This window comes from Pandoraea sp. PE-S2T-3 (genome assembly GCF_002179965.1).
Taxonomy (GTDB): Bacteria; Pseudomonadota; Gammaproteobacteria; order Burkholderiales; family Burkholderiaceae; genus Pandoraea.
The window spans coordinates 311,112-323,975 of record NZ_NGUQ01000037.1 but is presented as its reverse complement, the minus strand read 5'-3'; the positions used below and the strand labels follow the sequence as shown (position 1 = coordinate 323,975).

The window sequence follows — 12,864 nt, the reverse complement described above, 5'->3', positions numbered from 1 at the left end:
CGCCACCGGTGCGCCGAGGTGAGCGCGATGGCGTGGGCAGCCGTTCGCCCTAGCGGCGAGCCTCTTGCCGCTTGGCTTCCCTCACCCAGCGAAAGTGGCCGCTGCGCAGCAGCACCGGGCCGACGAGGCCCATCGAAAGATAGCGCCGGGCCAGCGCTTCGATATCCGTTCGCCCGTGTTCGAATGCATGCAACAGGTCGTCGGCCCGTGCCGAGTAGGCACCGAAGTGGTCTTCGAGGGCCTCAGCCGACACCGCGCAATCGATCTGTCGCCCGTTCACCCGTACGGCGAACTCGATCGTCAGATCTTCGTAATTGAACACGGGGCCGTATTCCGGAAAATTGATTGGCATGGCGGCACCCCTGGTTGGCGAAATGACGCGATTGACGTGTCGGCCGACACGTTGCATCCAGCATAGTGCATCGCTGGCCAATGCGCGAAACGTCTCGCTTATCGGTTCGTCACTTCCGATTTAGGAAGGTTCAGGCCCGTCTTCCCTTGAAGTAGTTACATTAAATCATCGACTTAATTCTCTGATTCAATGTAACTATCCGCCGCACCCCTCGTCCGCGTTATTTGCCGGACTTCACCCCATCCACGAAGGCGACGAAGCCCGCGAGGAAGTCACTCAACTGTTTGCGCACCGCGTCGTCCTGCAAATTGCCGTCGGCATCCACCACCTTGTTCGCGTGCGAGACCAGCAATCGCCCTTGCCACCATGGCGTGGTTTGCAGGGTGCGCAGTACCGGCAACCAGGCGTTCTGACTCAGGATCGTGCCAAAGCCGCCGGGGGATGCGCCCATCAGTGCCACCGGCTTGTTGCCGAACACCCGTGCGCTATCGGCAGGCGGCCGCGATAGCCAGTCGATGCCATTCTTGAACACCCCGGGAATGCCGTTGTTGTATTCCGGCGTGACCAGCAGCAGACCATCGGCCTGCGCGATGGCGTCCTTGAGCGCGGTGACGGCCGCAGGAATGCCCTCGCTGGCTTCGACATCGCCGTCGTACAGCGGAATGCCGTGCAGTGTGTGGACGTCGAGCGTAACGCCGGCGGGCGCCACCGCTTTGGCGGCATGCAGCAGCGCCGTGTTGTATGAGCCCTTGCGCAGGCTGCCGGACACTCCAACGATTTTGGTCATCAACGCGACTCCTTGGTCTGGGGGAGAAATGCGAAAAAATACGTCAAGCGTTCCGCTGGAACGCGTAGAGACTGCCAACGCCGAGCAGCGCGGTGAGTTCATCGAGCGCCGTACGGCATTCGTCAAGCAGCGCCGGGTCGGCGAGATCGCCCACAGCCAGCCGGTCACGGTAGTGGCGCTTGACCCACTCGGTCAGCACCGCGTAACGCGCGTCGTCGATCCAGAGTGTCGGATGCGTCGCCGCGCGCTCTTCTTCCGTCAGCACCACCCGCAGACGCAGACACGCCGGCCCGCCGCCGTTGCGCATGCTTTCGCGCAAATCGAACACATGCAACTCGCGAATCGGCCCGCCGCTCGCCACCAGCGATTCGAGATAGCGCCACACGGCCGGACGCTCCCGGCACTCTTGCGGCACGACCAGCCGCATGCCACCGCCCGCCTCCGGCGAACGCGCGAGCAATTGGCTGTTGAACAGGTAGCTGCCGACCGTGTCGTCCATCGACACGTCGCCGCTCGACACTTCCACGACGTGAAGCTCACTGCCCTGCGCGGCAAGCCGCGTGCGCAGCGTCGACAACACCGCCGCCTGATCGAGGAAGGCCCGTTCGTGACAGAACAGCACGTTGCCGTTACCCACGGCAATCACATCGTTATGGAAGACGCCCGCATCGATCGCGTCCGGGTGTTGCTGGGCGAACACCACCGCATCGTCAGCAAGCCCGTGCAAACGTGCAATGGCCTGACTCGCCTGCAACGTCTGCCGTGCCGGGAATCGCTGTGGTGTGGGGGCGCTGGCGAGATCGTCGCGACCGTAGACGAAGAACTCGACGCCACGCTCGCCGTAAGCCCCGCACAACCGCGTATGGTTGGCCGCCCCCTCGTCGCCCAGCGACGGCCAGCCCGGTAATGCGTCGTGATGCGCGAAGCGACGCTCATCGGGAAACGCGGCACGCAGAATGCGCGAGGTGGTCTCGTGCTCGATCGCGCGATGCAATTTGCTGCACAGATTGGCCGCCGTGAAATGCACACGCCCATCCGCCGTGTCGGCCGACGGGCTCACCGTGGCCGCGTTCGCCGTCCACATACTGGCCGCGGAACAGGCCGCACCCAGCAACCCCGGCGCGGTCCTGGCCACTTCGCGAATCACCGCGTGGTCATCGCCGGAGAATCCCAACGTGCGCAGCAACGCCACCGACGGACGCTCCTGCGGCAGCAACACACCCTGTGCGTAGCCAAGATCGGCCAGCGCCTTCATCTTGGCCAGTCCCTGCAATGCGGCCTCACGCGGATTCGAGACCCGGTTGGCGTTGTTCGCCGACGCCACGTTACCGAACGACAATCCCGCGTAGTTATGGGTGGGGCCAACCAATCCGTCGAAGTTGGCTTCGATGGCAATGCGCGTCATGAGCAAGTCCTGAAGAGGCAAGAAGCGTGAAGAGAATTCGAATTTGCGAAGATTGTCGCCCAGCCAAAATCACGCGGCCGCAAAGTCCAGCCCGGGGCTCAACTGCGCGGGCAGCACCGCTTGGGTGGATTCCATCGACGCCATCGGATACGCGCAATAGTCGGCGGCATACCACGCGCTCGGCCGATGATTGCCCGAGGCACCGATGCCACCGAACGGTGCGGCACCTGCTGCCCCCGTCGTCGGACGGTTCCAATTGACGATGCCCGCGCGAATCTCGGCAAGAAACTGGGCATAGCGTGCCGGATCGTCCGACACCAGCCCCGCGGCGAGCCCATATCGCGTGCGATTGGCCAGTGCGATGGCCTCGTCGAACGTGTCGTAACGCAGCACCTGCAACAGCGGACCGAAGTATTCCTCGTCCGGTAATGCGTCACGGGCCGCCAGCGCCGTTACATCGATGAGGCCGGGCGTGAGACGCGCGATACGACTGTCGGGCTGCGCCAGCGGCAAAATGGCCTTGGCCCCCAACGCCATCAGGTCGGCTTGCGCGGCCGTCATCTGCCGCGCGGCCGCTAACGACACGACAGCGCCCATGAACGGTTGTGGCTCGGCGTCATAACGTCCCACGCTGATGCGTCGCGTGACAAACGCCAGACGCTCGATGAGCGCGTCGCCAGCTGCCCCCTGTGGCACGAGCAAACGCCGCGCGCAGGTGCAACGCTGCCCGGCGGAGAGAAAGGCCGACTGGACGGTGATATGAACGGCAGCATCCTGCTGCTGTGCCTCAGCGGACACGTCGACGATCAGCGGATTATTGCCGCCCATCTCCAACGCCAGAATCTTGTCGGGTCGACCGGCGAATTGCCGATGCAGCGCGCGCCCGGTGGCCGAACTGCCCGTGAAGCAAACGCCATCGATGCCCTCATGCGCGGCGAGTGATATGCCCGTGTCACGACCGCCCTGCACCAGATTGAGAACGCCGGCCGGCAGCCCCGCGTCGATCCAGCAGCGCAGCGTGCGCTCGGCGACACCCGGGGCCAGTTCACTTGGTTTGAAGACGACCGTGTTGCCCGCCAGCAGCGCGGGCACGATATGGCCGTTGGGCAGATGGCCCGGGAAATTGTAGGGCCCGAAGACTGCCATCACGCCGTGCGCGCGATGACGCACCACGTTCTCGCCATCCGGCGCAGCACTGCGACGCTCGCCGGTACGCTCGAGATAGGCCTTCGCCGAGTGACCGACCTTCGCTGCCATGGTCGCTACTTCGGTGCGGGCCTCCCACAAGGGCTTGCCGGTCTCGCGGCCGATGGCGTCGGCCAAGGTTTCAGTCTGTGCGGTGACATTGGCGGCGAACCGCTGCAACACCGCCAGACGGTCATCGACACTGCGCCGCGACCAGTCGCGTTGCGCGCTTCGGGCGGCGTGTACGGCGGCGTCCACGTCAGCGGCGTCAGCAGCGTTGCCGCGCCAGACAACATCGCCCGACATCGGGTCCAGTGACCGGAATTCAGCGCCGTTGCCCGCACGCCAGACACCTTCGAGATACAGATCCGCCATGAGCGACATTCCTCGATGCGACGCCCGATCGTGCGGCGTGCGATGCGGATCATGATGACACGGATTCGTCTGCCGGAACACTGCGCACGGCGCGCAACATCGCGCAAAGCCGCGTCGCACGGGCCTGTACGATGTCACACTGCCGACACGGAATCGACACGCATAGAATACGAATCTGTTGAAAGCCGCCTGCGCTGCGTCTGCTCGTTTGCCCGTTTATCCGTTAACCCGGTGATGGCGACGTTTCGCCGCGAGTGGCTGTTATTCGTTGCTACCGAGGAAATTTTCCCTATGACCGACGCCAATCGCTCCGCCCTGCGCCATTGGCTCAGCGACATTCGCGACGACGCCCCCGCCGCGCGTGAATCTCGCGAGACACCGACCGAAGGGATCGATGCCAGCGGCGTGCGCTGGAAGCGGCACGCCGAAGGTGTGCTCGAACTCATCCCCGCCGACGCCCACGCTGCGGCAGCCGTGCGCTTCGACGCGGTGCTCTCGTGCGGAATTCACGGTGACGAGACGGCGCCGATCGAAATCGTCGACGGCATTCTGCGCGACATCGCCGATGGCCGGCTCGCGCTGCGCGAGCGCGTGCTCGTCATTCTCGGCAACCCCGACGCCGTGCGCGCCGGTAAGCGTTATCTCGAATACGATCTGAACCGCCTGTTCCAGGGCGCCCACGCCAAACGTGCCGAATCGCCCGTCGTGCAGCGAGCCCGCGAACTCGAAGTGATCGTCGCGCAATATTTCGCGGGGGATGACGAAGGCACCGCCACGCGTCGCCCGCGACGCCACGTGGATATGCACACGGCCATCCGTGCTTCGCTGTTCCCGCGCTTTGCCGTCGTACCAAGCACGGTTGACGTGCCGCATACCGACGCATGGATCGATACGCTTGCTGCGGCCGATATCGACGCGGTGATGCTGACCGATCAGCCGTCGGTCACGTTCTCGTACTTCACATGCGCAAGCTTCGGCGCTGAGAGTTGCACGTTGGAACTGGGCAAAGTCGAGCCTTTCGGACAGAACCGTCTAGCGGATTTCGCAGGCATCGATGCCGCGCTGAGACGCTGGCTTTCGGGGGGCGAGATGGACGCGCGCGACGACGGCGAAACCAAGCAGGCGCAGCGCTTTCGCGTGGCGGCGGAAATCGTGCGCCGGACCAATGCGTTCGTGCTCGACGTGCCCGCCGACACGCCCAACTTCACGCCCTACGCAGCGGGTACTGTGCTGGCACGCGACGGCGAAAACACTTACACGGTGTCGCATCCTGTGGAGCGCATCGTCTTCCCCAACCCCAACGTGGCCAATGGGCTGCGCGCGGGGGTGATGGTGGTGCCTGCGTGAAACGATGGCGGCGTGATGCCTTGATAGCGTGATCACACGATCGCGCAGTGTCGTGACGGGTGACACGCGCCGCCTACGCAGACACGCGCATTAACGGTTTTAAACGCCTGTCCGGCTGTCGTCGCGAGGAGCGGTTCCGCGTAGCATCGCCCGCTTCTCGTCTTTTACAGGGCCTGACGGCCGGTGCGGCCCGGAGTGCCGGGCCGGTGACGTCGGCCGCCGACTTCATGCCCTACACAGCGCCGTTCCCCACACAACCCTACCGGCCGTCCGCCACGTCCCGCGCCGAGCTACGAATTGCGATGCCACCGGAAGGACACGCCGTGTCGCTTTTGGCCGAAGACTTGTGCGAAACGCTGAATGTCCCGTACCCCCGATACCACGCCGCGCAGAGCGACGCACGCTTTGTTCAACTCGACTTCGATGTGTGCGGAACGCTGAAACCGGTGCCCGGTAACGCTTTCTCCGCGCCCGGACAGGCGACCCTCAAAGAGGCCGATCGGATTTTCCAGTTTTTCTGGAAATACGTGGACGAAATGCTGAACGAGAGCACAGGCGAACCCGCACCTTCGCGAACGCCGAAGCCTCCCTGGGAGAGCGCCAACCGTATTCATTTGCAGAACACCGCTCTGCTATTGGCGAAACGCGGCGTGCGTTGCGAGCAAGTGGCGCCCAAGTTTCTGGCACTTCTTAAGAACATCCGGTCCGACAGTTTGTGGTTGTGCCTGGCCCGGGGTATCGGTCGCGATGCCGCCCCCTTTGCCGTGGGGTCCGTGTTCGCCTCGATACTCGCGACGGCTATTGGCCCCTACGTGGGTTCCGTCCTCGCCGGAAGGCTGGCGATGCACGTTATCAGCGGTCTGGTCATCATGCTGACCAATACTGCCGGTGCGTCCCTGTTCGATACGGCCTGTCCATCGCTGCGGGAAAAGCTGGCGCGAACGACACCGGCCCCCGGACTGGAGCATCTGAATTCGTCCCTGCACGCCCCATTGCGGGAGCTCATTGTGTCCTGCGCGTCGTACGCGGGCTGCTATGGCCTGATACGCAATCCGCTGCGGTTGCTTATCGAGAGTCAAATTCCGAGTGTCATGGCGGGACCATGGAAAGATATCGTTCACGCAACGATGGAACTCGCGCTCGCGATGGTAGGGGTGCCGCTGCGTGCAAGTCTCGATCACTTTCGGGTGTCGAAGAACGATGCTGCGATGGAGCTGCTGTTGCAGGCCGATCTCGCCGATTTGCTGATGGATCAGGCGGACGACACGCAAACCGCGTCGTTCTGCGCGGCACTCAGAGAGCGCTTCTCCAAAAGCTTCTGCTCAAGAACGACTGCGCTGCTCGGCGCGCTTCTCACCTTCGCGTTTGCCGGTATCGAATGGAGCGACGATGTGACGGCGCGTGCCAAGACTATCAACGGCGAGCGCACGCTGCTGAATCAGATGGACTTCGTCTACCTCTACGCTGCCATCGGCGGGCTGCTTCAGGTCGCGCTGGGCGAAGCGAGAAGCAACGACATCAAGACAGCCTACTTGCAGCGCGCGCCCGATCAGCGCAGCCAAGCGGCCGACGTCGAACACGGGCCCTCCCCTGCGGTGACCGGTTCACAGGAGCCGCCGCGAACCAGCACCGGATCGCACGACTCAGGCATTCAATGCTTCCAGTGCGAACTGCAAGCCGCGGCCCGGAGAGACGGCAACTGGCCGCCGCAAGGCAGTTGGCAGCGAAGCAGCCTGTCGTCCAATTCGGTGTTCGAATCGCCGTCGACCACGCCACCGGACTCCCCCCCCGATGTGCCCTGGCGCAGCGCTGCGCCGCTGCCATCACCGCACCCGAACCACCTGGCCCACGTACGACGCGCCAGCGTCATGACGGCCCCGCGCGTCCAACCCGTACGGGAAACCGTAATCTCCATTCCGGACAGCCTCGGTCACGACAACCGATCGCATTGCTGATGACACGGCAAGTGCGTTGCGCAACAGAAACTTCACGCGCCCCCGCCGCCCGAGGCGCGGTAGACTGGCGCCAAGTCACGCACGCGCAACGCACTTGCCGTACCTTTGCCCGCGTGGCATCTTGCTTCCAAGGCGTACAGTCTGCGTATGACATCAATGCCTGACGCGCCAGACGGCGCGGTTTCCCCCACCCCGGAGTGCTTATGCTATCCATGACGCCGAGCGAACTCGCCCGAAATCTGCTGATCATCCTGGTACTCAGCCTGCTGATGATCGGCACGTTGTGGGTACTGCTACCTTTCCTGCCCGCCTTCATCTGGGCCGTGACCATCGTTGCGTCGACATGGCCGATGCTGGTCGGCCTGCAACGCCGGCTCTGGGGACGCCGCTGGCTGGCGACCACGGTCATGATCTTCGGCATGTTGGTCATCGTCGTGGCACCACTCACGGCCGCCGTCGGCACGCTCATCGGCCATGCGTCCGATATCAGCGAGCAGGTGCAATCCATCGGTGCGCGCGGGTTGCCGATGCCGCCGGACTGGCTGTCGCACATTCCCGTCATCGGGCAACGCGCCAGCGAAGAGTGGCAATCACTGGCGGCCGCCGGTCCCGGCGGGTTAGTGGCAAAAGTGCAGCCCTATGCCGTCAAAGGGGCAACCTGGGCATTCTCGAAGCTCGGTTCGGTCGGCCTGCTGTTCGTCCACCTTGGCTTGACGCTCATCATCTCGGCCATCCTGTTCATGCAGGGTGAACGTGCCGCGCGGGCATTGATCCGTATTGCCCGCCGGCTGGGTGGTGATCGCGGCGAAGAGGCCGTCAGGCTCGCCGGCATGTCGATTCGCGCGGTGGCGCTGGGTATCGTGGTCACGGCGGTGACGCAGTCATTGCTGGGGGGCCTCGGCCTGTGGGTGACCGGTGTGCCGTTGCCGGGCTTCCTGACCGCGCTGATGTTTGTCTTCTGTATCGCGCAAATCGGCCCGTTCCCGGTGCTGCTGTCGAGCGTGGCGTGGCTCTACTGGCAGGACAGCCCGACGCTCGCGACGCTGTTGCTCGTGCTGTCGGTCATCATCGGCATGCTGGACAACGTCATGCGCCCGATGCTCATCAAGCGAGGCGCCGATCTGCCGATGACGTTGATTCTTGCCGGGGTGCTGGGCGGCATGCTCAGCTTCGGTATCGTCGGGCTCTTTGTCGGCCCGGTGATCCTCGCCGTGACCTACACGCTGCTGATGGCGTGGATTAACGAAGGGCTGAATCGTCCGGCTACGGCCCCCAGCGGCGCACCGCTGAAATCGCCCGCTGCGGACGCCGACAAGCCCGCGTGAAGGCGTCGGAAGGTGCCCTCGACAGCCGTCGGGTGGCACCTTTGCGATGACACTTGAGTCACCGGTTTTTCGGACGGCTTAACCTGTCGCGACGCCCATGTTCATGGCTAAATGTCTCCCATGTACCTTCGTCGGGAGACACCAGATGGGCAACGCTTCGCCAACTACCCCAATCCCCAGCAACACGACCCGCACACCCGCAAAACGATCGCTGCGCGTGCCACGGCGCGCGCGGCTGGGCGATATGCCGCTGCTGCGGCGCGTCGGCAACGAGCTGGCCTACACGCCGACGCGGTGCCGCATTCAGGCTAGCGGCATTCCGCTACGCCGCGACCCGTGGTGGGAGCGGTTGCCCTCGGCAGCCGCCCTCGCCGCTGCCGCGGAAGCTCAGCGGGCCTTTGCCGGCAAGATCTTGCCGGAGACTTCGCCGAAGCCGACGCGGTAGCCGTCGCCCTGACACCAACCCGCCATCACGACCGTATCGCCGTCTTCGATGAAGCTGCGCTTGGCACCGCCGGCGAGCGTGAGCGGGTTTTTGCCGTTCCACGTGAGCTCAAGCAAGCTGCCGAACGAATCGGGCGTGGGGCCGCTGATCGTGCCGGAGCCCATCATGTCGCCCACGCGCACGTTGCAACCCGACACCGTGTGGTGTGCGAATTGTTGCGCCATGCTCCAGTACATGTAACGGAAGTTGGTACGGCAGATCGTCGTCGCCTGCGTGTCGGTCTCGGCTTGCAGCAGCACTTCGAGTTCGATGTCGAACGCATGCTTGCCTTGCTGTTGCAGATACGAGACCGGCTGCGGATCCTGCTCGGGGCCTGCGACGCGGAACGGCTCAAGCGCTTCCATCGTCACCACCCACGGCGAAATCGACGTGCCGAACGTCTTCGCGTTGAACGGGCCCAGCGGCACGTATTCCCACTGCTGGAGGTCACGCGCCGACCAGTCGTTGAGCAGCACCATGCCGAAGATGGCGGCTTCGGCGGCTTCCACGTCAAGCGTGTCGCCGAGTGCCGTCTCGCGACCGACGATGAAGCCGGTTTCGAGTTCGAAGTCGAGCTTGCGGCAGGCGTCGAAAATCGGACGCGGCTGGTCCGGCAGCTTGATCTGTCCGTTCGGGCGATGAATGTCCGTGCCACTGACCACGATCGAGCTGGCGCGGCCGTTGTAGCCGATTGGAATTTCGAGCCAGTTCGGCAGCAGCGCGTTCGCCGGGTCACGGAACATGCTCCCCACGTTGGTAGCGTGCTCTTTCGACGAGTAGAAGTCGGTGTAACCCGGCACCTGCACGGGCAGATGGAGCGTGGCGTCAGCGAGCGGCACCAGTGCCTGTGCACGCAGGGCGGCGTTATCGCGCAACGCGGCATCGCCGTCGGCCGACAGCAGTGCGCTCAGGCGCGCACGCGTGGCTTGCCACACCGGGCGGCCGAGGGCCACGAACGCGTTGATCGACGGCTGCGAGAACACCGGCGTGGTGTTGCCCGACATCGCGAGCGTCAGGAGACCGGCGGCCTCGAGTGCGGCGAGATCGAGCACTTGATCGCCGATCGCGACGCCGACGCGCGGGCTGGGTTGCGCCTGCGTGCTGAACACGCCGTACGGCAGGTTTTGCAACGGGAAGTCCGTCGCGCCGGTGTTGGCGGACGCGACCCAGCTTTGCGGGAGATTCGACATGAGGCAATCCTTATTCGTGGTAATGCGCCGGCCCACAGCCGCGCAGTCGTGCGCGGCGTGGGCCGTCTTGGGGTTTGGCGAAGTCGCGACGCGGGTCCGCTTACTTCTGATTCGGGTTGAAGTGCTTCTTCAGACCTTGCCAGCAGGTGTAGTAGTTGTCCTGCAACTGCTTGGTCTCCAACGCAAAGCGCGTGGGGCGAATGACGGCAGGCGTCTCGAACATGAACGCCATCGTGGCATCGACCTTGTGCGGTTTGCTCGTGTCGGCGGCCGAGGCTTTCTCGAACGTATCGGCATCGGGGCCGTGGCCCGACATGCAGTTGTGCAGGCTCGCCCCGCCCGGCACGAAGCCTTCCGCCTTCGCGTCGTACACGCCATGGATCAGGCCCATGAACTCGCTCGCGATGTTGCGATGGAACCAAGGCGGACGGAACGAGTTTTCCATCGCCAGCCAGCGCGGCGGGAAGATCACGAAGTCGATGTCATCCACGCCCGGCGTGTTGCTCTGCGATTGCAGCACCAGGAAGATCGAGGGGTCCGGATGGTCGAAGCTGATCGAGCCGATCGTGTTGAAGTGACGCAGATCGTATTTGTACGGTGCGTAGTTACCGTGCCATGCCACGACGTCGAGCGGCGAGTGGCCGATATCGGCGCGCCAGAGTTCGCCGCCGAATTTGGCGACCAGTTCGAAGTCGCCTTCCACGTCTTCGTACGCCGCTACGGGCGTGAGGAAGTCGCGCGGATTGGCCAGACCGTTCGAACCAATCGGGCCCAGATCGGGCAGGCGCAGAAGTGCCCCATAGTTTTCGCAGACATAGCCGCGCGCGGTGCCGTCGAGCAGCGTCACGCGAAAACGCACGCCGCGCGGCACGACCGCGATTTCGTACGGCTCGACGTCCAGCACACCGAATTCGGTCGCCAGACGCAGACGGCCTTCCTGCGGCACGATCAGCAACTCGCCATCGGCGTTATAGAAGAACCGGCCGTCCATCGACTTGTTGGCGGCATACAGATGGATGCCGCAGCCGCGTTGGCCGTCGGGGCTGCCGTTGCCGCCCATCGTGACCATACCGTCGACGAAGTCGGTCGGCGTAGCGGGCATCGGCAGCGGGTCCCAGCGCATCTGGTTGGGCGGTGCCGGCACGTCGTCGAACCGGCTCAGCCAGCGCGATTGCTCGATTTCCGTGAACGGCTTGTGCATCGCGGCCGGGCGAATGCGATAGACCCACGAGCGGCGATTGTGGCCGCGCGGCGCCGTAAATGCCGTGCCGGAGAGTTGCTCTGCGTAGAGCCCGTAGGGCGCCCGCTGCGGGGAGTTCTGCCCCACGGGGAGCGCGCCAGGCAGTGCCTCGGTCGCGAATTCGTTGAGAAAGCCGGACAGGTAACCCAACTCCCCCTGAATCTGGTCTGCCCGCTTAATGGAATGGATGGAATGCATGAAATGCCTCGTCTCCTGTTATCGAATGGGGCCATTTTCCGACATGCGTTCGTCTTTTGCGATATAAATAGGCGAATCCACTATATTCATAACGCGAATACTGTCATCTCATCATGATTTCTTTGCGCGACGTCGATCTGAACCTGCTTGTCGTCTTTCATGCCGTGCTCACGCATCGGAGCATTTCGCAGGCCGCCCGCGAACTCGGCCTGTCGCAGCCGGCTGTCAGCAACGGACTCGCCCGGCTGCGCCACACGTTCGACGACGAACTCTTCACCCGAACCGGCAACGGCATGCAGCCCACGCCGTTTGCGGAGGCGCTGGCCGAGCCGGTGTCGGCAGCGCTGGCCGGGATATCGCGCGCGATCAATCACCGAGAGGCCTTCGACCCCGCGACGAGCCAACGCGAATTCACGTTGGCAATGACCGACGTCGGCGAGGTGTACTTCATGCCTACGCTGATCGATCTGTGCACGCAGTTGGCGCCCGGCGTGCGGTTAAGCACCGTGCGTACGGCGCTGCCCGATCTGAAAGAAGCCATGGCGGCTGGACAGATTGATCTCGCGGTGGGGGCATTCGACGACCTGACCGGCCCGTTCTTCCAGCGGCGGCTGTTTCGCCAGCAGTACGTGAGCATGTTCCGAATCGGCCACGCGCTGGACCGCCCTGATGCCGGATTGGCAGAGTTTCAGGCCGCGCGCCATCTCTTCGTCACCACCGGCGACAACCCCTACGCGCGCGTCAACCAGTTATTGGCGCAAGCGGGCTTTGGCGCCGACGCCAACTTCTGGGTGCCCCACTTCATCGCCGTGCCCTATGTCGTGAGCACCAACGATCTCGTCGTCACCGTGCCGCAGAAGTTCGCCGAGCGGGCCGCCGCGCCCTTCGGGCTGCACTTCGTCAAGCCGCCCGTGCGTCTGCCGGCGTTGCAGACCAATGTGTTCTGGCATCGCCGCTACCATCAGGACGTCGGCAATCAATGGCTTCGTCAGCTCATCTCAGAGCACTTCGTCGAGTAGAG

At 64.1% G+C, this 12,864-nt stretch carries 10 protein-coding genes; 4 read left to right on the top strand and 6 right to left on the bottom strand.

What is annotated here, in order from left to right:
- Window positions 1–49: 49 nt before the first annotated feature.
- From CDV46_RS23725 to astD, 4 genes are all read right to left on the bottom strand, one after another.
- Window positions 50–352 (bottom strand): DUF1488 domain-containing protein, encoded by a 303-nt coding sequence (locus CDV46_RS23725; RefSeq protein ID WP_087687807.1) that lies wholly within the window; start codon window positions 350–352, stop codon window positions 50–52.
- A 220-nt stretch (window positions 353–572) separates the two neighbouring features.
- Window positions 573–1,139, bottom strand: a complete 567-nt coding sequence (locus CDV46_RS23720; RefSeq protein ID WP_087687808.1) for an NADPH-dependent FMN reductase — start codon at window positions 1,137–1,139, stop codon at window positions 573–575.
- A gap of 43 nt (window positions 1,140–1,182) precedes the next feature.
- Complete coding sequence (gene astB / locus CDV46_RS23715; protein ID WP_087725353.1) at window positions 1,183–2,544, bottom strand: N-succinylarginine dihydrolase; 1,362 nt, start codon at window positions 2,542–2,544, stop codon at window positions 1,183–1,185.
- A gap of 69 nt (window positions 2,545–2,613) precedes the next feature.
- Window positions 2,614–4,104 (bottom strand): succinylglutamate-semialdehyde dehydrogenase, encoded by a 1,491-nt coding sequence (gene astD / locus CDV46_RS23710; RefSeq protein ID WP_087726064.1) that lies wholly within the window; start codon window positions 4,102–4,104, stop codon window positions 2,614–2,616.
- Between the two features lie 282 nt (window positions 4,105–4,386).
- Here astD and astE point away from each other — a divergent pair, with 282 nt between their 5' ends.
- From astE to ydiK, 3 genes are all read left to right on the top strand, one after another.
- Entirely contained in the window at window positions 4,387–5,451 is a 1,065-nt protein-coding gene (gene astE, locus CDV46_RS23705; RefSeq protein ID WP_441339360.1) for a succinylglutamate desuccinylase, read from the top strand.
- Between the two features lie 206 nt (window positions 5,452–5,657).
- Window positions 5,658–7,406 (top strand): hypothetical protein, encoded by a 1,749-nt coding sequence (locus CDV46_RS23700; RefSeq protein WP_140413471.1) that lies wholly within the window; start codon window positions 5,658–5,660, stop codon window positions 7,404–7,406.
- Between the two features lie 203 nt (window positions 7,407–7,609).
- Window positions 7,610–8,731: an AI-2E family transporter YdiK gene (ydiK, locus tag CDV46_RS23695; protein WP_087687813.1), complete on the top strand. Its 1,122-nt coding sequence runs from the start codon at window positions 7,610–7,612 to the stop codon at window positions 8,729–8,731.
- Window positions 8,732–9,118: 387 nt separating this feature from the next.
- Here ydiK and fahA read toward each other — a convergent pair whose 3' ends face one another.
- Window positions 9,119–10,405 carry a fumarylacetoacetase gene (fahA, locus tag CDV46_RS23690; protein WP_087725348.1) on the bottom strand — a complete coding sequence of 429 codons (1,287 nt, stop codon included), beginning with the start codon at window positions 10,403–10,405 and terminating at the stop codon, window positions 9,119–9,121.
- A 100-nt stretch (window positions 10,406–10,505) separates the two neighbouring features.
- The gene (hmgA, locus tag CDV46_RS23685; RefSeq protein WP_087725346.1) at window positions 10,506–11,843 is read right to left on the bottom strand and encodes a homogentisate 1,2-dioxygenase; all 1,338 of its coding nucleotides are present in this window, start codon (window positions 11,841–11,843) and stop codon (window positions 10,506–10,508) included.
- 113 nt (window positions 11,844–11,956) lie between these two features.
- On the opposite strand from hmgA, the gene CDV46_RS23680 reads away from it, so the two are divergent.
- The gene (locus CDV46_RS23680) at window positions 11,957–12,862 is read left to right on the top strand and encodes a LysR family transcriptional regulator (RefSeq protein ID WP_087725344.1); all 906 of its coding nucleotides are present in this window, start codon (window positions 11,957–11,959) and stop codon (window positions 12,860–12,862) included.
- Window positions 12,863–12,864 lie beyond the last annotated feature (2 nt).

What these genes read in the sequence shown, in the direction of transcription:
- CDV46_RS23725 (WP_087687807.1), bottom strand. Translation starts at nt 352, where the DNA reads ATGCCAATCAATTTTCCGGAATACGGCCCCGTGTTCAATTACGAAGAT.
- CDV46_RS23720 (WP_087687808.1), bottom strand. Translation starts at nt 1,139, where the DNA reads ATGACCAAAATCGTTGGAGTGTCCGGCAGCCTGCGCAAGGGCTCATAC.
- astB (WP_087725353.1), bottom strand. Translation starts at nt 2,544, where the DNA reads ATGACGCGCATTGCCATCGAAGCCAACTTCGACGGATTGGTTGGCCCC.
- astD (WP_087726064.1), bottom strand. Translation starts at nt 4,104, where the DNA reads ATGGCGGATCTGTATCTCGAAGGTGTCTGGCGTGCGGGCAACGGCGCT.
- ydiK (WP_087687813.1), top strand. Translation starts at nt 7,610, where the DNA reads ATGCTATCCATGACGCCGAGCGAACTCGCCCGAAATCTGCTGATCATC.
- fahA (WP_087725348.1), bottom strand. Translation starts at nt 10,405, where the DNA reads ATGTCGAATCTCCCGCAAAGCTGGGTCGCGTCCGCCAACACCGGCGCG.
- hmgA (WP_087725346.1), bottom strand. Translation starts at nt 11,843, where the DNA reads ATGCATTCCATCCATTCCATTAAGCGGGCAGACCAGATTCAGGGGGAG.
- CDV46_RS23680 (WP_087725344.1), top strand. Translation starts at nt 11,957, where the DNA reads ATGATTTCTTTGCGCGACGTCGATCTGAACCTGCTTGTCGTCTTTCAT.